This window comes from Kribbella sp. NPDC004536, from assembly GCF_042873835.1.
GTDB lineage: Bacteria > Actinomycetota > Actinomycetes > Propionibacteriales > Kribbellaceae > Kribbella.
The window spans coordinates 1,350,902-1,370,371 of sequence record NZ_JBIALY010000002.1 but is presented as its reverse complement, the minus strand read 5'-3'; the positions used below and the strand labels follow the sequence as shown (position 1 = coordinate 1,370,371).

Here is a 19,470-nt window from a genome sequence, read left to right as displayed (position 1 = left end):
TCGGAGTGGTCTGGCAGGCTTCGGTGTGTGACGAACGCAAAGATCGAGGCCGTGCTGTTCGACTGGGGCGGCACGCTGGCAACCTGGCACGACATCTCCCTGCACGACACCTGGCGGGCGGTGACCACAGTGCTCGACCGGACGAACTCCGAGGCGCTCGCGGCGCGGCTCGTCGCGGCCGAGGGCTCGATCTGGCGGCGGTCCCGCGACGAGCACCTGAGCAGTACGTTCGAGGAGGTGTGCCTGCTGGCCGAGGTCGAGATGACCCCGGCAGGCCTCGCGGAGTACGAGCGCCAGTGGGATCCGCACACGGTGCTCGAGCCGGACGCGATCGAGACGCTGCGCGCGCTGCGTTCCCGCGGGCTGAAGCTCGGCGTGCTGTCCAACACCATCTGGCCGCGACGCCGGCATGAGGAGATCTTCGCGCGCGACGGCGTGCTGGAGCTGCTCGACGGTGCCGTCTACACCAGCGAGATCGCGAACACGAAGCCGCACCCGGAGACGTTCCTCGCGGCCATGCGGGCGGTCGGGGTGTCGGACCCGGCGCGGTGCCTGTTCGTCGGCGACCGGCTGTTCGACGACGTGTGGGGCGCGCAGAACGCCGGCATGCGCGCGGCGCACCTGCCGCACAGCGCGATCCCGCGCGAGCAGATCGGCCACACGGAGGGTACGCCGGACGCGACCGTCCAGCGGCTGTCCGAGTTGCCCATGTTGATCGACTCCTGGAACTCGGCAGCCGCCTGACAACCGAAAGGACCCCCGGGCCGGATCGCGGCCCAGGGGTCCTGAGGGGTTTCGGGGTGGGGGTACTACGCGGCGAGTGTCGGATCAGCCAGCAGGCGGAGGCGGCCCAGCGCCTCGCGCTCGATCTGGCGGACCCGCTCCGCCGAGATGCCGTGCACCGCGCCGATGTCGGCCAGCTTGGCCTGGCGGCCGTCGTGCAGACCGTACCGGCGGCGGATCACGTCCGCCGACCGTGGGTCGAGCTGGTCGACCAGGCTGAACAGGCCCGAACGGTCCGACGCGTCGGCGACCAGTTGGTCCGGACCCGGCGCGGTCTCGGCCGCGATCAGGTCACCCAGCGAGGTCTCGCCCTCGTCGTCGACCGGGCTGTTCAGGCTGATGTGGTCCCGGCCGATGCGGATCAGTTCGGTGACCCGCTCCTCGTCCAGGCCCAACTCGGCCGCGATCTCGTCGATCTCCGGCTCCCGCCCGAGCTTGCGCTCCAGCGTGCGCCGGGCGGACCCGATCTGGTTCAGCTGCTCCACCACGTGCACCGGCAGCCGGACCACCCGGGCCTGCTGCGCGATACCGCGGGTGATCGCCTGCCGCACCCACCACGTCGCGTACGTCGAGAACTTGAAACCCTTCCGGTAGTCGAACTTCTCCACCGCCCGGATCAGCCCCGTGTTGCCCTCCTGGACCAGGTCCAGCAGCGGCATCTGGGACCGCCCGTAACGGCGGGCGATCGACACCACGAGCCGGAGGTTCGCGGTCACGAACCGCTGCTGTGCGCGCCGGCCCTCGTCGGCCAGCCACTCCAGCTCCTCCTCCGTGGCATATTTGGGCGCTCCGCCCTTCTTACGTCCAACCCGCCCCTCGGCCAGCAGTTGCTCCGCGAGGAGTCCTGCTTCGACCGTCTCAGCGAGCTCGACCTCTTCTTCAGCCGTCAGCAGAGGCGTACGCGCGATCTCCTCGAGGTAGAGACCAACGCTGTCCTTGCCGTCGATACCGTCGTCCGTGCTGCGGACACGAGCCGTGCGAGCCACCGAAACTCCCTTCGTCGTTACATGGAGAGCAACGCTCGAGTAGGGTTCAAGATTCCGGTACCAGTGTGTAAACACCCTGAAGGTTCCCTGAGAGTTCCTGGCAGCAATTCCTCATTGCGCAGACAGGTGCCCCTCGATGTGTTGCACAACACACATCAAGGGGCGGAAATTCCTGCTTTTTCAGCTCAGCCCGAGGGCGTCCAGCTCCCAGGCGAGCGAGAACGCGACCTCGCGCCACGCGTCGTACCGCCCGCTCCGGCCGCCGTGCCCGGCCTCCATCTCGGTCTTCAGCAGCACCTCGGAATCACCGGTCGCGGTGGCCCGGAGTTTCGCCACCCACTTCGCCGGCTCGACGTACAACACCCGGGTGTCGTTCAGGCTGGTGATCGCCAGGATCCGCGGATAGTGCTGCGCGGTGACGTTTTCGTACGGCGAGTAGGACTTCATGTACGCGTAGACCTCGGGGTCCGCGAGCGGATTACCCCATTCCTCCCACTCGATCACCGTGAGCGGCAGCGACGGGTCGAGAATCGACGTCAGCGCGTCCACGAACGGCACCTCCGCGACGATTCCGGCAAACGCTTGCGGAGCCAGGTTGGCGACCGCGCCCATCAGCAGACCGCCGGCGCTGCCACCCTGCGCGACGAGCCGTTCCGGACTGGTCCAGCCGGCCTGCACCAGGTGCTCGGCGGCCGCGACGAAGTCGGTGAACGTGTTCCGCTTGGTCAGCATCTTGCCGTCGTCGTACCAGTGCCGGCCGAGCTCGCCGCCGCCGCGGACGTGCGCGATCGCGAACACCACGCCACGCTCGAGCAGCGACAGCCGGGGGATCGAGAACCACGGGTCCATCGAACTCTCGTACGAGCCGTAGCCGTACAGCACGACCGGGGCGTTGCCGTCCTTCGCGACGTCCTTGCGCGCGACCAGCGAGATCGGCACCTTGGTGCCGTCCGGCGCGGTCGCCCATTCCCGGTACTGGGTGTACGCGCCGAGGTCGACCCCGCCGAGGACCGGCTGCTGCTTGAGCAGGCGCCGCTCGCCGGTCGCGACGTCGACGTCGTACGTCGAACCGGGCGTGACCAGTGACGTGTAGCCGAACCGGTAGCGGGTGTCGTGCCACTCGTCGTTCCGCCCGGGGGAGACGGTGTAGATCGGCTCGTCGAACTCCAGCGCCTCTGGCGCGCCGAACGTGTCGCCTGTCCGGCGCATGATCGCCAGCTCGGTGAGCGCGTTGCGGCGCCGGTACAGGATGACGTGGTCGGCGAACGCGTCCGCGCCGAGCAGGCGGCTGGTCTCGTCGCCCTCGAGCAGCGTCGTCCACTCGCCGGTGGCGTCCAGCGGAGCGCTGGCCAGCGAGAAGTTCGCGGCGTCCGCGTTGTGCGTGATCAGCAGCTGGTCGCCGGCGTGCTCCACGTCGTACTCCACACCCTCGCGGCGGGGTGCGACCACGACCGGTTCACCGGCCGGGTTGTTCGCGTCGAGCAGCCAGGCCTCGCTGGTCAGCTTGCTGCCGAGCGAGATCAGGATCGCCTGCTCGTTGCGGGTGAGGTCGACGCCGACCCAGAACCGTTCGTCCGGCTCCTCCATCACCAGGGTCTCCTCGGACTCGCCGAGGGCGTGCCGCCAGACCTGGAACGGCCGCCAGGCGTCGTCGACCTTGGTGTAGAACAGCGTCGAGTTGTCGGCGGACCAGGCCGAGCCGTAGTGCACGTCGGGCAGCTCGTCCGGCAGCAGCTCGCCGGTGTCCAGGTCCTTGATCCGGAGCGTGAACCGCTCGTCGCCCCTGAGGTCCACCGAGTACGCCAGCAGGCGTCCGTCGGGGGAGACGTCGACGGTGCCGAGCGAGAAGAACTCGTTGTCGCCGGCCACCTCGTTGCCGTCGAGCATCACCTCTTCGCCGGGGATCTCGCCGTCCAGCGCGGGCGGTTCGTCGCCGTCCACCTTGACCCGGCAGTGCAGCGAGTACTGCTTGCCCTCGATCGTGCGGGAGTAGTACCAGTAGCCGCCGCGCCGGGCGGGCACGCTCAGGTCGGTCTGCAGCGTGCGGTCCGAGATCTCCTTGAAGATTGCCTCACGCAACGATTCGAGGTGCGCCGTGCGGGCCTCGGTGTACGCGTTCTCGGCCCGCAGGTAGTCCAGTACCTCGGTGTCTTCCTTGTCCCGCAACCACTCGTACTCGTCGATGAACGTGTCGCCGTGATGCGTCCGTTCCACCGGCTTCCGTGCCGCGACCGGCGGCGCCACAGGAGAGTTCTCAGCCATGCGGTGAGACTACCCGCCACGGGTCAGACGGCGTACGTCGCGACGACGGGGGCGTGGTCGCTCCAGCGTTCGGCGTAGGTGGGGGCGCGGTGGACGACGCAGTTCTTCGCGGCGGCGGCGAGTTCGGGGGAGGCGATCTGGTAGTCGATGCGCCAGCCGGCGTCGTTGTCGAAGGCCTTGCCGCGCCAGGACCACCACGAGTACGGGCCGGGGCCGTCGCCGCCGAACCTGCGGCCGAGGTCGACCCAGCCGGCCTCGAACAGGCGGTCCAGCCAGGCGCGTTCCTCGGGCAGGAAGCCGCTCTTCTTCCGGTTCGCCTTCCAGGCCTTCAGGTCGACCTCGCGGTGCGCGATGTTGAGGTCGCCGCACATCAGCACGTGCCGGCCGTCGGCGCGGAGCTCGGCCAGCCGGGCGGTGATCGCGTCGAGGAACGCGTACTTCTCCTCCTGGCGCGGCGGCGTCTCGAACTCCCCGGTGAAGACGTACGTGCTGACGGCGGTCAGGGTCGTGCCGTCGTCCAGTACGACGTCCGCCTCGACCCAGCGGCCGGTACCGTCGAAGCGTGCCGGGCCGAGCTCACCACGCTCACCCTTGATCGGCCGCCGGGTCGCGACCGCGACACCCGCGCGGCCCTTGTGCCCGTCGATGGCCGGCTCCGCGTGGGCGATGTTCCAGTCGGCGCCGAGCAGGTCCCGCAGTACGTCGTCCGGCGCGCGAACTTCCTGCATCAGCAACAAGTCCGGGTCGGCGTCCTGCAGCCAAGGCCCCATCCCGCGCCGGAAGGCGGCCCTGATCCCGTTCACATTCACCGTGGCGACCGTCAGCACAGCAAGACCTTACCGGCTGTGATGCCCGGGCTTGGTCACCATCAGTACCAGCACGACCAGCCAGAGCAGCGCGAAGATCCCGGACGTCATCGACAACAGCTTCGCCTTCGGCAGTACGGCTTTACGTTCGTCCGCTGTACCGCCGGCGACCGCGAGCACGGCGGACTGCGCCGGGACGACCAGGTACGCAAGTACGAGCGCAGCGGCCAGCGTGAGCACGATCGAGATGATCAGCCAGGTCTCGCCCATCACGTGCATGCTGCCCGCGAGCGCGAATCCGAAGACCGGCACGGCCAGGCTCGCCCACCCGTAGACGTTGGTGATCCGGTGCAGCACCTGCAGCCCACCCGCCTCGGGAGTCTCCGCGGTCAGCATCTTCTTCGCCAGCGGCGGATACATGCTGGTGGCGACGGTGATCGGACCGACGCAGAGGACCACGGCGAGACTGTGGACGATCAGGAAGAACTTGTTCATCTGCACTCATTAAGTCGTCAAGAGGATCGCGTCCAGTGACTGCTCACAGAGGTGTTCGAGAGCCTCGGGCGAGACGGTCGGGTCGTCGATCCAAACCAGCAGGGTCTGTTCGACGTAACCCTGCCAGCCGTGACAGGCGAGCTCGACGACGGGGGTGACCTCGATGCCACGTTCGGCGACCGCGCCGATCACCCACTGGCTGAACACGCGGCGCAGGTCCGAGTGCAGCGCACGGATCTCAGGGTCGCCGGCCGCCGACATCAGCAGGGTCGCGCGGTAGAGCTGCGGCGCCTCGAGTACGGCGCGGACGAACGCGCGGATGCCGGCCCGGAGCTGTTCGTCCGGCGGCAGTGAGGGATCGGGGGCGGTTCGCAGCATGACCTCGGCGGCGGCCTCCTCGATGACGGCGTACTGGAACTTCTTCTTCGAGCCGAAGTAGTGGAACAGCAGTGCGGGGGAGACGGCGGCCTCGGCGGCGACCAGTTCGATGGTCAGCTCGCGGTGCGGGTCCGCGAGCAGCACCCGGCGGGCGGCCTCGAGGATCTGCGTCCGGCGTTCGTCCGGGCGCAGGCGCGCAGTGGTACGGCTCATACCGGCCAGTCTATTGAGTAAACGGTCAACAAGCACTTACTGTTGAGTATCCACTCAACAAGCTGGAGGTTCCCGATGCGTCCGTTGGCCGGTCAAGTCGTGCTCATCACCGGTGCCTCCCGGGGGATCGGCGCCGCGGTCGCCCGGAAGCTGGCCCAGGACGGGGCCAAGCTCGCGCTGGTCGGCCTCGAGCCGGACGAGTTGAAGAAGGTCGCCGAGGACTGCGGCCCGGACGCCGGCTGGTGGGAGGCCGACGTCACCGACGTGGACTCGCTGCAGACAGCGGTCGAGGAGATCGCGTCCCGGTACGGCCGCATCGACGTCGTGATGGCGAACGCCGGCATCGCCGCGCCCGGCTTCACCCGGAGCATGGACCCGAAGGCGTGGGAGCGCGTCCTCGACGTCGACCTGCTCGGCGTCTGGCGGACCGTCCACCTCACGCTGCCGTACCTGCTGGAGAGCAAGGGGTACCTGCTGCTGGTGTCCTCGCTGGCGGCGATCGTGCACATCCCGGGGCTGGCGTCGTACAACGTGGCGAAGGCCGGCGTCGAGGCGATGGGCGACACACTGCGGCCGGAGCTGAAGCACCTCGGTGTTCGGGTCGGGGTCGCGCACATGACGTTCGTCGACACCGACATGGTGCGCGGCGTCGACACGCACCCGGTGTTCGGCAAGGTGCGGACCGGGATTCCGATGGTGAGCAAGACGTACCCGCTGGACTTCGCGGTCGACAAGTTCGTCGAGGGGATCAAGAAACGCTCGCGGACCGTGCACGTGCCGGGCTGGATCGGTGCGCTGAAGGTGGTCCGGTGGGCGCTGCCGCACATCATCGAGGCCGGTTCGCGGTTCAGCGTGCCGAAGGCCGACGCGGCCGCGCTCGCGGACGTACTGGCCCGCGGCGCGGAGGCGTCGTCGCGGCCGTCAGGCGCGGGCGGGCTGGCCGACACGGCGAAGGCTGCTGGGAAATGAGTCGCGCCTACGATGTCGTACTGCTCGGCGCTTCCGGATTCACCGGCTCGCTCACCGCGGAGTACCTCGCGAAGAACGCGCCGCAAGGCACCCGGTGGGCCGTTGCCGGACGCAACAAGTCGAAGCTGGAGGTGTTCGGCAAGGATGTGTTGTACGCCGATGTGACCGATCCGGCCTCGCTCAGGTCGTTGGCCGAGTCAACGAAAGTCGTTGCCACCACAGTCGGTCCGTACGTGCAGTACGGCGAACCGCTGGTGGCGGCCTGCGCCGAGGCCGGAACCGGGTACCTCGACCTGACCGGTGAGCCGGAGTTCCTGGACCGGATGTACGTGCGGTACGACGAACGCGCGAAGCAGACCGGCGCACGGATCATCCACGCCTGCGGGTTCGACTCGATTCCGTACGACCTCGGCGTGCAGTACACCGTCGAGCAGTTGCCGGAGAACGTACCGATCCAGGTGGACGGACTGCTCCGGGCCGGTGGACGGCCGTCGGGTGGGACGTTCCATACCGCGATCACGGCGTTCTCGCGGCCGAAGCAGAACCTCGAGGCGCATCGGGCGCGGCGGGCCGCGGAGGTGCGGCCGGTAGGGCGGAAGGCTCGGGCGGTGGCGGGGAAGCTCCACCGTCAGCAGGGGTTCTGGGCGGTTCCGTTGCCGACGATCGATCCGCAGATCGTGAGGTTCTCGGCGCGGCTGCTGGAGCGGTACGGGCCGGACTTCCGGTACTCGCACTACGCGGCGGTGAAGCACCTGCCGACTGTTGCCGCAGGCATCGGTGGGGTGGGGCTGCTGATCGCCGGCGCGCAGGTGCCGCCGGTCCGCCGGGCGCTGCTCAACCGCCTCCAGCCTGGCGACGGTCCGAGCGCGGAGACCCGCGCTCGCTCGTGGTTCAACGTTCGCTTCGTCGGGCGCGGCGGCGGCAAGCAGGTGATCACCGAGGTCGCGGGGCGCGATCCCGGGTACGACGAGACCGCCAAGATGCTCGCCGAAAGCGCCCTGTGTCTGGCGCTTGACGACCTGCCCGAAACCGCCGGTCAAACCACAACCGCGGCCGCGCTGGGGCCAGTCCTCCGCGAACGCCTGGTGAAAGCGGGACTGACCTTTGCCACCCTCTCGGTCGACCACTACTAGCCGCGACGGCACCCGCCTGGCCGTCTACACGTACGCCAATCCCGGCGCGCACGTCCTCATCTGCGTCCACGGCTACCCGGACAACGCGTCCCTGTGGTCGTCAGTCGCCGAACAGCTGTCAGAAGACTTCCACGTCGTCACGTACGACGTACGAGGCGCCGGCGAATCCGATCACCCGAGTCGCACCTCCGCGTATTCCCTGGACCGCCTACAGGAGGATTTCGAAGCGATCCTCAACCAGGTGTCACCTAACGGTTCGGTACATGTGTTGGCGCATGACTGGGGCTCGATCCAAGCCTGGCAGCCAGTCACCGCGCCAGAACTCCAAGACCGCATCGCCTCTTTTACAAGCATTTCAGGGCCATCACTGGATCACGCCGGGTACTTCATCCGCCGCCGCAACCGCGCAGCATTCAAACAACTACTGCACTCCTGGTACATCTACTACTTCCACCTCCCCTGGATCCCCGAACTCGCCTGGCGCAAAGGCTGGGCCCAGCGCGCGTTCAACCGCCTCGAACCCCAGGACCCGAACGACAACCGGAACATCGGCGACTACGTCAACGGAATCAAGCTGTACCGCGCGAACGTCCTACGCCGGCTGATCCGCCCGGCAGAGTGCCGTACGGAGATCCCCGTCCTGGCCGTCGCGCCGGACGCGGACCCGTTCGTCACCACCCCGCTGCAGACCGAGATCGAACGCTGGGCCCCGAACCTGACCGTGAAGCTGGTCAGGGGCGGCCACTGGTTGCCCCGGAAGAATCCCGGACTTGTCGCCGAGCTGGTCCGGGAACACACCCGTCAGGTGGCACGCTGGGAGACATGAAGACGCTTCTCAACCTGATCTGGCTGGTGCTGGCCGGGTTCTGGCTGGCGGTCGGGTACGCGGTCGCCGGGATCATCTGCTGCGTGCTGATCGTCACGATCCCGTTCGGCATCGCGGCGTTCCGGATCGCCGGGTACACACTGTGGCCGTTCGGCCGGACCGTGGTCGACAAGCCCGGTGCCGGTGCGGGCGCGCTGCTCGGCAACCTGATCTGGATCGTCTTCGCCGGCTGGTGGCTGGCGCTCGGCCACCTGACCACCGGGATCGCGCTCTGCCTGACGGTCATCGGCATCCCGCTCGGCATCGCGAACTTCAAGCTGATCCCGGTCTCGCTGCTGCCGCTCGGCAAGGAGATCGTGCCGTCGAACAGCCCGTTCGCGTGAGGTCGCTGACCGTCCTCGGCTCCTGCGGCGCGTGGCCCGAGCCCGGTCGGGCGTGCGCCGGGTTCCTGCTCGAGTACGACGGGTTCCGGGTTGTGCTCGATCTCGGGTACGCCGCGCTGCCGCGGCTCCTGGAGTACTGCCCGCACGGCGAGGTGGATGCGGTCGTGGTGACCCACCCGCACCCGGACCACTGCGTCGACGTGAGCGGGTTGGCCCGCGTTCGGTACTACGAGGCCCCGGACGCGGAGCCGGTCGCGTTGCACTGCGCTCCGGGGGTGCTGGACGTACTGCGTGCGCTCGAGCCGAATCCGGATCCGGCTGAGGTGTTCGCCGTACACGACCTGGCGTCGACGACGCGGATCGGACCGTTCGACGTACTGACGGTGGAACTCCCGCATTACACGACGAACCTTGGCGTGCGGTTGTCGGCGCCTGGGGTTTCTGTTGCCTATACGGGTGACAGCGGGCCGTCGCACTCGCTGGAGAAGCTCGCGGAGGGGACCGACCTGTTCATCTCGGATGCCACGCTGCAGGGCGATGCTTCGGACAGCTACCTGATGACGGCGGCCGAAGCTGCTCACGGCGCGCGGGGCGCTCGCCGGCTGTTGTTGGCGCACTTCTGGCCGGGGTCGGACCGGTCGGTATCGGTGCGTGAGGCCGCGGCTGTGTTCGACGGTGAAGTGATCGCGGCCGAGGAGGGATTCACGCTGACGCTGTGAATGGCCGACAGGACGTGTCGCTCGGCAGGGTAGTGCACCTGAGCGTGATCAGGTCCGCGCGTACAGTGTCTCGGTGGTGCACTACCTGTCGAGGCTGCACACCAGCTGCAGCGCCGGATAGCCTGCGACCTCATGCAGACAGCTCTCATCCGCCGCCCAGGTCCGCGCCTTGCCGACGGACTGGTCACGCACATCGAGCGCACGCCGGTCGACCTCGGGCTGGCGTTCGAACAGTGGCAGTCGTACGTCGATGCGCTGCACGGCGCCGCATGGACGACGATCGAGGTACCGCCGATCGACGAGTGCCCGGACAGCGTGTTCGTCGAGGACACGATGGTCGTGTACGGCGACGTCGCGGTGATCGCCCGCGCTGGTGCCGAGGAACGCCGCGCCGAGGCTGCCGGCGCCGCGGAAACGGTGGCCGCGCAGGGCTACCGCCTCGTATCGATCACCGCCCCTGGCACCCTCGACGGCGGCGACGTCCTGAAGATCGGCTCCACCATCTACGTGGGTGAGGGCGGCCGGACAAACGCCGAAGGCATCCGGCAACTCCGTGCAGCGCTCGAGGCTGATGTACGTGCCGTGCCAGTGAAGAAGGTGCTGCACCTCAAGTCAGCGGTTACTGCGTTGCCTGACGGGACTGTGGTTGGGTACGAGCCGCTGGTGGATGACGCGGGCGCCTTCGACAGGTTCATGGGAGTGCCTGAGGAGGCGGGGGCGCATGTCGTGTTGCTGGACGACGGCCGGTTGTTGATGGCGGCGTCGGCGCCGAAGTCGGCAGAGCTGTTCAGCGGGCTCGGTTATGAACCGGTGCTCGTGGATATCAGCGAGTTCGAGAAGCTCGAGGGCTGTGTCACGTGCTTGTCGGTGCGTCTGCGCGGCTGAGCAGCTGCCGCGCGGCGCCGGCCAACTGCACGTCACGCTTCTTCCCGCGTGCCTCCGCGACCTCGCACGCCTCCGCCAGCGCGGCGCGATAGACAGCCGTGTCCGGATGCCCGGGCACGGCGTCCTGCACCACCTGGATCAGCGTCTCGACCGCGTCCGAGATGTCCCCACAAGCGAGCAGCGCCTTCCCGAGCGCTGCCCGATCGCGCAGCAACTGCGCGTCCGGCCCACTCGACACGTCCGCGGCCACGATGTCCGTCAGCAGCTGAACCTCCGACCGCGGTCCACCAACCATCAACCGCGCCCCGGTCACCGCCTCCGCGGCCGCCCGCGTCAATTCGTGGTGAGCCCCGAACACCTCGACGAGCTGCGGCGTGAGCAGCTCGAACCACGCGATCGCGCGCCCGTAGTTCGCCGTCGCAAGCAACCCCTGCGCCACCCGTAGCCGTATCCGCAACGTCGCCGGGTCGTCCGCGGCCAGCACCTGTTCCCGCTCGGCCAACGCGGCCTGGTAGAACGGCAGCGCCTGACCCGGCTCGCTGTCCAGCCAGTAGGCCTCGGCCTGCTTGTAGTCCGGTGTGCCGTCCAGGTCCGGATGTTGCGCGATCGCCGACGCCGGTTCCCGCCGTACGACCGTCTGCAGCGGCTGCTCGATCACCTTGCGGCCGACGTACGAACGCCCGCCCGTCGGGATGATCCGGTACCGCCCGATCTTGGACACCGGCACCCACAGCACGGTGTTGTACAGGGTCCGCACCGAGGACCCGCAGTTCTCGCAGACGTCGCGGTGCCCGTAGAACCGGCCACCCATCGGCCCGGTCACCTCAGCCGCCCGCCAAGCCTCCGACGCCGCCGTACACGGCGCACAGAACGGGTAAACCCCCCGCCCAAGCTCATCCATGCGCGACATTGTGGTCGGTTTCGGGTTCGTCGTCTGCATCCGCCCCGGTGTGCTGCACTTTTGTCAGTGCCGGGTCGTCGACGGAGAACGTCCGGACCGGGCCCGGGGGAGTGTCGGCGGTCTCGAAGCGGACTGTCACCCGGCCGCGGCCGGAACCCCACACCCAGCCGGGGCCGTGGTCGGGGTGCAGGACGTCCTGACCTGGGTGAAAGCCGATCAGGTCACGCGGACGGGCCGGTAGTTCGGCCAGCTCGATCGGGTTCTCGGCGTGCTCGCCCTCGGTGAAGAGATCGTCCTGGATCCAGTCGGCGAGTGACGAGACGCCTACGCCGAGCAACCGGATGCCGCCACCGATGTCGCTCTCCTCGAGCAACCGCCGCGCGACCCGGGCGACCACCCGCGCGTCGTCGGTCGGCCCGGCCAGCGTCGACGAACGGGTGTGTGTGGTGAAGTCGTGCATCCGCGTCTTCACCGTGACGGTCCGCCCGGACAGTTGCGCCTTCTGCAGGCGTTCCGCGACCCGGTGCGCCATCCGGTCGCTGATCGCGGTGAGCAGCGCGCGGTCGATGATGTCGGTCTCGAAGGTGTCCTCGACGCTGACCGACTTCGTCTCCCGGTCGCTCACCACCGGACGGTCGTCGGCGGCGATCGCGAGCCGGTGCAGGCTGGTGCCGTGCGCCGAGCCGATCTGACGGATCAGCTCGTCCTCGTCCAGCTGCTGCAGATCGGCGACGGTCCGGACGCCGGACATGCTGAGTCGTTGCGCGGTCGCCGGCCCGACGCCCGGGATCACGGTCACCTGCATCGGCGCGAGGAAGTCCGCCTCGGTGCCGGCCGGAACCACGACCACACCGTCGGGTTTGTCGAGGTCGCTGGCGATCTTCGCGATCAGCTTCGAGGTGCCGGCACCGACGGACGCGGTCAGGCCGCCGCTGACCTTGCGGATCGCGGCCTTCAGATCGTTCGCGATCGCTTCGACGTCGTCGACCGTCAGCCCGGTCAGTCCGCTCGCGGTCAGATCGATGAACGCCTCGTCCACCGACAACGGCTCGACCAGCGGCGACAGTGCCCGCATCTCGGCCATCACCGCGCGGCTGGTCTTCCGGTACACCTCGAAGCGGGGGCTCAGGTACGCCGCGTGCGGGCAACGCGAACGCGCTTCCGCGGTCGACATCGCCGAGCGAACGCCGTACCTGCGGGCCTCGTACGACGCCGTGGACACGACGCCGCGCAGGCCGATCCCGCCGACCACCACGGGCTTGCCCCGCAGCGACGGCTTGTCCCGCTGCTCGACCGCCGCGAAGAACGCGTCCAGGTCGACGTGCAGCACCGACGGATCATTACGCACTCGCCAATTGTCGCCGCGACCACCGACAATTCCCGCCATGAGCTTCCCCGACCGCTGGGACGACGGCACCGACCCGTCCACTCCCGCGCATCAGGTGCACTGGTACGACGACCGTACGGCGATCGTCCGCCAGGCCCTGCACACCAACTTCGAAGGCCCGTTCGTCTACCTGCTCCTCGGCGACACCCGCGCCCTCCTCCTCGACACCGGCACCGGCCACGCCGACCTCGCAGCGCTGGTGCACGACCTGCTCGCAGCCCGAGGCGCATCCGAACTCGACCTCGTCGTTGCCCACACTCATGGGCACTCAGATCATGTCGGCGGTGACGGTGGATTCGAGAGCGTCGTAGGACGGTCCGCCGAGGCAGTCGCGGAGTACTTCGGCTTCGAGTACTGGCCACACAACAGCAGCACGATCGATCTGGGACAGCGGATCGTCGACGTCGTCCCGATCCCGGGCCACCAAGGCGCGGACATCGCCTTGTACGACCGGAACACCCGTCTGCTGTTCACGGGGGACTCGCTCTACCCGGGCCGGCTCTACGTGATGGACTGGCCGGCGTTCCGCGCGAGTGTCGCCCGGCTGGGGGAGTTCGTTGCCGCGGGCAATCCCGTCGAGTGGGTACTCGGCGCGCACATCGAGCTGACCGACGTACCGGGCAAGGACTACGAGATGGGCGCCGACAAGCACCCCGGCGAACACGTCCTGCAGCTGCGTCCCGCCGTACTGACCGAGCTCGTCCAGGTCGTCGCCGCGGCGGGGGAGCAGCCGGTGCGGATCGACCGGGACGACTTCATCGTGTATCCGGTCTGATCGCGACGCGATTGAAGCGCGCACTCGGGGGCACCTTCAGGCACACTGAGGCCATGTTGTAACTGGGGAGCCACCAGGGGAGGCGCTGATGGGTGAGGAAGTCGACCGGGTCGAGTTCACCCGGGCGGACCGGACCGCGTTCCGCGAGCAGGTGCACCGGAATCTGGACGCCTTCGCGCGGATGCTGCGCGAGAACCGGTTCGCCCCGGACCGGCCGATGACCGGCATCGAGATCGAACTGAACCTGGTCGACGAGAAGTGCGACCCGGCGATGAAGAACAGCGAGGTGCTGAGCGCGATCGAGGACGACGCGTTCCAGACCGAGCTCGGCCAGTTCAACATCGAGATCAACGTCCCGCCCGGGCAGATCGACGGTCTCGGGCTGGACACGATGGAGTCGAACATCCGCGACAGCCTGAACGCCGCCGACGAGAAGGCTGCCCGGACCGGCTCGACGATGGTGACGGTCGGGATCCTGCCGACCCTGCTGACCGAGCACATCCACCGCGAGGCGCTCAGCACCAACCCGCGGTACGCGCTGCTGAACGACCAGATCTTCGCCGCCCGCGGCGAGGACGTGCAGATCTCCATCGACGGGGTCGAACGCCTGCAGGTGACCGCGGACAGCATCGTCCCGGAGGCCGCGTGTACGTCGACGCAGTTCCACCTGCAGGTCACGCCCGAGGCGTTCCCAAGGTACTGGAACGCCGCGCAGGCGATCTCGGGCGTCCAGCTTGCGGTCGGTGCGAACTCGCCGTTCCTGTTCGGCAAGGAGCTGCTCCGGGAAACCCGGATCGCCTTGTTCGAGCAGGCCGCGGACACCCGTACGCACGAACTGAAGACGCAGGGCGTACGGCCCCGGGTGTGGTTTGGTGAACGGTGGATCACCTCGATCTTCGACCTGTTCGAGGAGAACTCGCGGTACTACCCGGCGCTGCTGCCGGTGACCTCCGACGAGGACCCGATCGCGGTGCTGGATCGCGGCGACACACCAGCCCTTTCGGAATTGCGGCTGCACAACGGGACGATCTATCGCTGGAACCGCCCGGTGTACGACGTTGTCCGGGAGAAGCCGCATCTGCGCGTGGAGAACCGGGTACTGCCGGCCGGCCCGACCGTGGTCGACACGATTGCCAACGGCGCCTTCTACTTCGGGCTGGTCCGCGCCCTCGCCGACGACGAACGGCCGATCTGGTCGCAGATGTCGTTCAGCGCCGCCGAGGAGAACTTCCACAACGCCGCCCGTACCGGCATCGACGCCGAGGTGTTCTGGCCGGGTGTCGGTACGGCACGCGCGACCGAGCTGGTGCTCAGACGCCTGCTGCCGTTGGCGGTTCGCGGTCTCGACGCGTGGGGCGTGGACGTCGCCGTCCGCGACCGGTTGTTGGGGATCATCGAGCAGCGGTGTCTCACCAACCGTAACGGTGCGTCGTGGCAGGCCGACGAGTTCCATCGCCTGTATACAAAGGGCTCGCACGGACGCCGGGACGCGTTGCGCGGGATGCTACGTCGTTATCGCGACCACATGCACGACAACACGCCCGTACATCAATGGCCGGTCGACTGAACCGGTTCGTGTTTACGACAACGTGGGACAGCGGAGGACCTGGCCGGAACTCCGGTCCTTCTGGCGGAACCCGTCGCTCTTGCCCTGGGCAACGGCGTGCCGGAGCGGTCCGGCGAGGCAGAACTGTTGCGAGTTCGATAACGACCCGGACTACAGGGGTGGCGCTTTTGGTGACAGCCCTGCAAAGGTGTGGCCACCGGAAGGTTAGGCAGGCCCGCGGCGGGTAGTAGTCGGGCACCGGCAGCCCTCCGTCACCGGTGCGACACAACAGGTGCAAATGCAGCGGATGCCGACCGGGGTCGGGAGCAGTATCGTTCGAGACGGGTCGACACACACCCGGAGGTGAGGCAGGGCGATGACGACCATCGTCGTGGGTTATGTGCCGAAGGCGGAAGGCCGTGCGGCCCTTCGGCGAGCAGCGGAGGAAGCGACGCTGCGGGACGCCAAGCTGGTGGTGGTGAACTCGCATCGGGGCGGGCGGAGCTACGACAGCGACGAGGCCGCGGCCAGTGACGCGGCGCTGACGGAAGTCCGGGAGCAACTCGACTCGACCGGTGTGCCGTACGAGGTGCGGCAGCTGGTCCGTGGGCTCGATCCGGCGGAGGACCTGGTGGCCGTCGCCGAGCAGGTGCACGCGGAGTTCATCGTGATCGGGCTGCGGCGCCGGTCCCCGGTCGGCAAGCTCATCCTCGGCAGCAACGCGCAGCGGGTGCTGCTCGACGCGCCGTGTCCGGTGCTGGCCGTGAAGGCCGAGGCTGATTTGTCCGAGGGGGAGGAGGACTGAGGTGACTTCGACACGCAGCAGGAAGCTGTGCCTGGCCCAACAGCCCGACGCCGACGAGATGCTGAGCAGAGATCCGTTCGCCTTGCTGGTCGGCATGCTGCTCGACCAGCAGATACCGATGGAGCGGGCGTTCGCCGGCCCGGTCGCGATCTCGAAGCGGATGATCGGTCCCTTCGACCCGGTCACGGTCGCGCACTACGACCCGGACGCCTTCGTCGAGGTGGTGGCCGGCCCACCCGCGGTACACCGGTTCCCGACCGCGATGGCGGCCCGGATCCAGACCCTGGCCAAACACCTCGACGAGCAGTACTCCGGTAACGCCTCCGGGCTCTGGTCCGATGTGAAGTCCGGGGACGACCTGCTGGCCAGGCTGTCCGCGCTGCCGGGGTTCGGCGCGCAGAAGGCGAAGATCTTCGTCGCGCTGCTCGGCAAACAACTGAAGGTGCGGCCGCGTGGCTGGCGGGAGGCGTCCGAGCCGTACGGCGAGGACGGCGCGTACAAGTCCGTCGCGGACGTCATCGACGTGGCGTCGCTGGTGAAGGTACGGCAGTTCAAACAGGAGCAGCAGCTGGTGCGGCGGCCGGTCGTGGCCAGGCCGCTGCGGCAGACACGTAACGGGTGAGCAAAGTTCGACCGACGACCCCCTGAAACCCGCCGTTCTGGGGGGTCGTGCGACGCGTGGCCTTGGTTCGCGGATTACAATGGACTGTTGCCGCCGCCTGACCAGCGAGCAGCCGCTAACCGCAGTACCCAAAGTCTCAGCAACACAACGTCGTACCGTCGTACAAACCCTGCGTCAGACGAGAGGTAATTCGTGTCGTCCAGCTCGTCCGAGAACCTTCCCGCCGAGCCGGCCCGGGCCGTGGCCGCCACCGCCCGCAGTACGGCTCAGCGGACCAGCGCCCGAGTGACCGACCCGGCCGCCAAGAAGGTGGCCGCGAAGAAGGCCGCTAGCACCAAGGAGGACGGTATCCCCGCGAAGAAGGCCGCTGCCAAGAAGGCTCCGGCGAAGAAGGCAGCATCCTCTGTGTCCGAGGCGGGTCTGTCCATCGACCCGAAGACCGGGAAGCCGCGCGCGCTCGACGAGGTGGACGAGGCCGACTTCAAGCCGGGCGAGGTCCAGGGGCTCGAGAAGGAGCTCACCGAGGACGAGGGCTTCGTGGTCTCCGAGGCCGACGAGACCGACGAGCCCGAGCAGCAGGTGATGGTCGCCGGTGCCACCGCGGACCCGGTCAAGGACTACCTGAAGCAGATCGGCAAGGTCCCGCTGCTGAACGCCGAGCAGGAGGTCGAGCTCGCGAAGCGGATCGAGGCCGGCCTGTTCGCCGAGGAGCAGATCGCCGACGAGGCGAACAAGCTCAAGGAGAAGGTCCGCGACGAGTACGACTGGATCTCCGAGGACGGCCGCCGCGCGAAGAACCACCTGCTCGAGGCCAACCTGCGCCTGGTGGTGTCGTTGGCCAAGCGCTACACCGGGCGCGGCATGCTGTTCCTGGACCTGATCCAGGAGGGCAACCTCGGTCTGATCCGTGCGGTCGAGAAGTTCGACTACACCAAGGGTTACAAGTTCTCCACCTACGCCACCTGGTGGATCCGGCAGGCGATCACCCGGGCGATGGCCGACCAGGCCCGCACCATCCGGATCCCGGTGCACATGGTCGAGGTCATCAACAAGCTGGCCCGCGTGCAGCGGCAGATGCTGCAGGACCTCGGCCGGGAGCCGACTCCGGAGGAGCTCGCCAAGGAGCTCGACATGACCCCGGAGAAGGTCATCGAGGTGCAGAAGTACGGCCGTGAGCCGATCTCGCTGCACACTCCGCTGGGTGAGGACGGCGACTCCGAGTTCGGCGACCTGATCGAGGACTCCGAGGCGATCGTGCCGGCCGAGGCCGTCTCGTTCACGCTGCTCCAGGAGCAGCTGCACGCGGTCCTCGACACGCTGTCCGAGCGCGAGGCCGGTGTCGTCTCGATGCGCTTCGGCCTCACCGACGGTCAGCCGAAGACCCTCGACGAGATCGGCAAGGTGTACGGCGTGACCCGCGAGCGGATCCGCCAGATCGAGTCCAAGACGATGTCCAAGCTCCGCCACCCGTCCCGCTCCCAGGTCCTCCGCGACTACCTGGACTGACGACATGACGCAGTGGATCGCCGGCGTGCTCGCGTCGGTGGTCCCTGCGTTCGAGACGGCTTCACTGGCCGCCGCCGTGCTCACGGCGGCGGCTTTGTTGTTGGCCCTCGCCGTCGTGGCGCGGTCGGCCTCGCGCCTGTCCGGCCACGCGGCCGCACCGCTGCTCGCACGGGCCTCGTCGGTCCGGCACCGCGCGGAGCACACCGTGTTCCTCCGGCTGCGTGATCCGGACGCCGCCGGCCGTCCCCGTCCACGAGCACCAGGACAGTAGCCTCCGCGCCGCTCGAGCCACCGCCACCAGCGGTCGGTCCTGCGTAGTCGCGTACGCCTACTCGTTCCTACACCCTCGTGGAGATCTGCTGTGCCTTCCTTCCTGGAGGCACCGGTTGCCGGTGCCTATCACTTGCTCACGTCCCTCGTCACCACCCTCCAGCCGCTGACCGGCGCGTATGCGGCGGTGATCGCGATCGTGCTGTGTACCGCCGTCATCCGGCTGTGTCTCGTCCCGCTCAGCGTGCGGGCTCAGCGCGGGCTGAAGGCCCGTGCCGAGCTGATGCCACAGCTGAAGCAGCTCAGCGAAAAGCACAGGAACAACCCGGAACGCCTGCAGCGTGAGCTCGCGAAACTGCAGGCCGAATCCGGTACGTCGATGTTCGCCGGCTTCCTGCCGACGCTCGCGCAGCTGCCGTTCTTCTGGCTGATGTACACGCTGTTCTCCCGCGCGGTGGTCGCGGGGGAGCCGAACCAACTGATCAGCGGCACCCTCCTCGGAGCGCCACTCGGTACACATTGGCCGATCTTCACCGGCACCCCGGCGTACCTGGTAGTCGCTGTGTTGCTCGCTGTAGTTGGATTCTTCTCGGCGCGCTTGCAACTGCGGCAGCTGGATGCGTCGGCGACGCCTGCGTCGACCTGGTCACGGCGGGTCGCTCAGTTGCTGCCGTTCGGGACGCTGCTGTCGGCTGCGTTCGTGCCGCTGGCGGCCGGGCTGTACCTGCTGACGACCACCGCCTGGACCGTGGTCGAGCGCACCATCCTGAACCGCTGACCACCTTCAGATGCCTAGAACAGGAACCGGTGCCTGGGGACC

General features: G+C 68.2%; 21 protein-coding genes. 14 read left to right on the top strand and 7 right to left on the bottom strand.

The window, feature by feature from the left end; translation table 11 throughout:
* Positions 1-27 precede the first annotated feature (27 nt).
* Positions 28-744, top strand: a complete 717-nt coding sequence (locus tag ACFYRU_RS21340) for an HAD family hydrolase (protein WP_387661583.1) — start codon at positions 28-30, stop codon at positions 742-744.
* A gap of 65 nt (positions 745-809) precedes the next feature.
* On the opposite strand, the gene ACFYRU_RS21335 is transcribed toward ACFYRU_RS21340, so the two are convergent.
* The 5 genes from ACFYRU_RS21335 to ACFYRU_RS21315 all read right to left on the bottom strand — a co-directional run bounded on the left by ACFYRU_RS21335 (position 810) and on the right by ACFYRU_RS21315 (position 5,923).
* Positions 810-1,769, bottom strand: a complete 960-nt coding sequence (locus tag ACFYRU_RS21335) for an RNA polymerase sigma factor RpoD/SigA (protein WP_387661581.1) — start codon at positions 1,767-1,769, stop codon at positions 810-812.
* A gap of 180 nt (positions 1,770-1,949) precedes the next feature.
* Positions 1,950-4,031, bottom strand: coding sequence for a S9 family peptidase (locus ACFYRU_RS21330; RefSeq protein ID WP_387661579.1), 2,082 nt, complete (start codon positions 4,029-4,031; stop codon positions 1,950-1,952).
* 23 nt (positions 4,032-4,054) lie between these two features.
* A complete protein-coding gene (xth, locus tag ACFYRU_RS21325; RefSeq protein ID WP_387661577.1) occupies positions 4,055-4,858 on the bottom strand; it encodes an exodeoxyribonuclease III in 804 nt (267 codons plus the stop codon).
* Positions 4,859-4,867: 9 nt separating this feature from the next.
* Positions 4,868-5,332 (bottom strand): hypothetical protein, encoded by a 465-nt coding sequence (locus tag ACFYRU_RS21320; RefSeq protein WP_387661575.1) that lies wholly within the window; start codon positions 5,330-5,332, stop codon positions 4,868-4,870.
* A 9-nt stretch (positions 5,333-5,341) separates the two neighbouring features.
* A complete protein-coding gene (locus ACFYRU_RS21315) occupies positions 5,342-5,923 on the bottom strand; it encodes a TetR/AcrR family transcriptional regulator (protein ID WP_387661573.1) in 582 nt (193 codons plus the stop codon).
* 75 nt (positions 5,924-5,998) lie between these two features.
* Here ACFYRU_RS21315 and ACFYRU_RS21310 point away from each other — a divergent pair, with 75 nt between their 5' ends.
* From ACFYRU_RS21310 to ddaH, 6 genes are all read left to right on the top strand, one after another.
* Positions 5,999-6,892 (top strand): SDR family oxidoreductase, encoded by an 894-nt coding sequence (locus ACFYRU_RS21310; protein WP_387661571.1) that lies wholly within the window; start codon positions 5,999-6,001, stop codon positions 6,890-6,892.
* Complete coding sequence (locus tag ACFYRU_RS21305) at positions 6,889-8,025, top strand: saccharopine dehydrogenase family protein (protein ID WP_387661569.1); 1,137 nt, start codon at positions 6,889-6,891, stop codon at positions 8,023-8,025. Before ACFYRU_RS21310 ends, ACFYRU_RS21305 begins: the two co-directional genes overlap by 4 nt.
* Positions 7,997-8,851 (top strand): alpha/beta fold hydrolase, encoded by an 855-nt coding sequence (locus ACFYRU_RS21300; protein ID WP_387661568.1) that lies wholly within the window; start codon positions 7,997-7,999, stop codon positions 8,849-8,851. The genes ACFYRU_RS21305 and ACFYRU_RS21300 overlap by 29 nt, the downstream gene beginning before the upstream one ends.
* Positions 8,848-9,234: a YccF domain-containing protein gene (locus ACFYRU_RS21295; protein ID WP_387661566.1), complete on the top strand. Its 387-nt coding sequence runs from the start codon at positions 8,848-8,850 to the stop codon at positions 9,232-9,234. Before ACFYRU_RS21300 ends, ACFYRU_RS21295 begins: the two co-directional genes overlap by 4 nt.
* A complete protein-coding gene (locus ACFYRU_RS21290) occupies positions 9,231-9,953 on the top strand; it encodes an MBL fold metallo-hydrolase (RefSeq protein WP_387661564.1) in 723 nt (240 codons plus the stop codon). The genes ACFYRU_RS21295 and ACFYRU_RS21290 overlap by 4 nt, the downstream gene beginning before the upstream one ends.
* Positions 9,954-10,085: 132 nt before the next feature.
* Positions 10,086-10,838, top strand: coding sequence for a dimethylargininase (gene ddaH / locus ACFYRU_RS21285; protein WP_387661562.1), 753 nt, complete (start codon positions 10,086-10,088; stop codon positions 10,836-10,838).
* Here ddaH and ACFYRU_RS21280 read toward each other — a convergent pair.
* Positions 10,807-11,739 carry a tetratricopeptide repeat protein gene (locus ACFYRU_RS21280; protein ID WP_387661560.1) on the bottom strand — a complete coding sequence of 311 codons (933 nt, stop codon included), beginning with the start codon at positions 11,737-11,739 and terminating at the stop codon, positions 10,807-10,809. The genes ddaH and ACFYRU_RS21280 overlap by 32 nt on opposite strands.
* Positions 11,732-13,087: a DNA polymerase IV gene (locus tag ACFYRU_RS21275; RefSeq protein WP_387661558.1), complete on the bottom strand. Its 1,356-nt coding sequence runs from the start codon at positions 13,085-13,087 to the stop codon at positions 11,732-11,734. Before ACFYRU_RS21275 ends, ACFYRU_RS21280 begins: the two co-directional genes overlap by 8 nt.
* 37 nt (positions 13,088-13,124) lie before the next feature.
* Here ACFYRU_RS21275 and ACFYRU_RS21270 point away from each other — a divergent pair, with 37 nt between their 5' ends.
* The 7 genes from ACFYRU_RS21270 to ACFYRU_RS21240 all read left to right on the top strand — a co-directional run bounded on the left by ACFYRU_RS21270 (position 13,125) and on the right by ACFYRU_RS21240 (position 19,428).
* On the top strand, positions 13,125-13,901 hold the full coding sequence (locus ACFYRU_RS21270; protein ID WP_387661556.1) for an MBL fold metallo-hydrolase: 777 nt from the start codon (positions 13,125-13,127) through the stop codon (positions 13,899-13,901).
* 88 nt (positions 13,902-13,989) lie between these two features.
* The gene (locus tag ACFYRU_RS21265) at positions 13,990-15,468 is read left to right on the top strand and encodes a glutamate--cysteine ligase (RefSeq protein WP_387661554.1); all 1,479 of its coding nucleotides are present in this window, start codon (positions 13,990-13,992) and stop codon (positions 15,466-15,468) included.
* A 355-nt stretch (positions 15,469-15,823) separates the two neighbouring features.
* The gene (locus ACFYRU_RS21260; RefSeq protein WP_387661552.1) at positions 15,824-16,252 is read left to right on the top strand and encodes a universal stress protein; all 429 of its coding nucleotides are present in this window, start codon (positions 15,824-15,826) and stop codon (positions 16,250-16,252) included.
* Between the two features lies 1 nt (position 16,253).
* Complete coding sequence (locus tag ACFYRU_RS21255) at positions 16,254-16,874, top strand: HhH-GPD-type base excision DNA repair protein (RefSeq protein ID WP_387661550.1); 621 nt, start codon at positions 16,254-16,256, stop codon at positions 16,872-16,874.
* A gap of 192 nt (positions 16,875-17,066) precedes the next feature.
* On the top strand, positions 17,067-18,380 hold the full coding sequence (locus ACFYRU_RS21250; protein WP_387661548.1) for an RNA polymerase sigma factor: 1,314 nt from the start codon (positions 17,067-17,069) through the stop codon (positions 18,378-18,380).
* 4 nt (positions 18,381-18,384) lie between these two features.
* A complete protein-coding gene (locus ACFYRU_RS21245) occupies positions 18,385-18,651 on the top strand; it encodes a DUF6412 domain-containing protein (protein WP_387661545.1) in 267 nt (88 codons plus the stop codon).
* 90 nt (positions 18,652-18,741) lie between these two features.
* The gene (locus ACFYRU_RS21240) at positions 18,742-19,428 is read left to right on the top strand and encodes a YidC/Oxa1 family membrane protein insertase (RefSeq protein ID WP_387661543.1); all 687 of its coding nucleotides are present in this window, start codon (positions 18,742-18,744) and stop codon (positions 19,426-19,428) included.
* Positions 19,429-19,470: the final 42 nt, after the last annotated feature.

Excerpts from the sequence above, each read along its gene's own strand:
- ACFYRU_RS21280 (WP_387661560.1), bottom strand. The coding sequence starts at position 11,739 with ATGGATGAGCTTGGGCGGGGGGTTTACCCGTTCTGTGCGCCGTGTACG.
- ACFYRU_RS21320 (WP_387661575.1), bottom strand. The coding sequence starts at position 5,332 with ATGAACAAGTTCTTCCTGATCGTCCACAGTCTCGCCGTGGTCCTCTGC.
- ACFYRU_RS21295 (WP_387661566.1), top strand. The coding sequence starts at position 8,848 with ATGAAGACGCTTCTCAACCTGATCTGGCTGGTGCTGGCCGGGTTCTGG.
- ACFYRU_RS21330 (WP_387661579.1), bottom strand. The coding sequence starts at position 4,031 with ATGGCTGAGAACTCTCCTGTGGCGCCGCCGGTCGCGGCACGGAAGCCG.
- ACFYRU_RS21315 (WP_387661573.1), bottom strand. The coding sequence starts at position 5,923 with ATGAGCCGTACCACTGCGCGCCTGCGCCCGGACGAACGCCGGACGCAG.
- ACFYRU_RS21260 (WP_387661552.1), top strand. The coding sequence starts at position 15,824 with ATGACGACCATCGTCGTGGGTTATGTGCCGAAGGCGGAAGGCCGTGCG.
- ACFYRU_RS21265 (WP_387661554.1), top strand. The coding sequence starts at position 13,990 with ATGGGTGAGGAAGTCGACCGGGTCGAGTTCACCCGGGCGGACCGGACC.
- ACFYRU_RS21245 (WP_387661545.1), top strand. The coding sequence starts at position 18,385 with ATGACGCAGTGGATCGCCGGCGTGCTCGCGTCGGTGGTCCCTGCGTTC.
- ACFYRU_RS21310 (WP_387661571.1), top strand. The coding sequence starts at position 5,999 with ATGCGTCCGTTGGCCGGTCAAGTCGTGCTCATCACCGGTGCCTCCCGG.
- ACFYRU_RS21270 (WP_387661556.1), top strand. The coding sequence starts at position 13,125 with ATGAGCTTCCCCGACCGCTGGGACGACGGCACCGACCCGTCCACTCCC.
- ddaH (WP_387661562.1), top strand. The coding sequence starts at position 10,086 with ATGCAGACAGCTCTCATCCGCCGCCCAGGTCCGCGCCTTGCCGACGGA.
- ACFYRU_RS21305 (WP_387661569.1), top strand. The coding sequence starts at position 6,889 with ATGAGTCGCGCCTACGATGTCGTACTGCTCGGCGCTTCCGGATTCACC.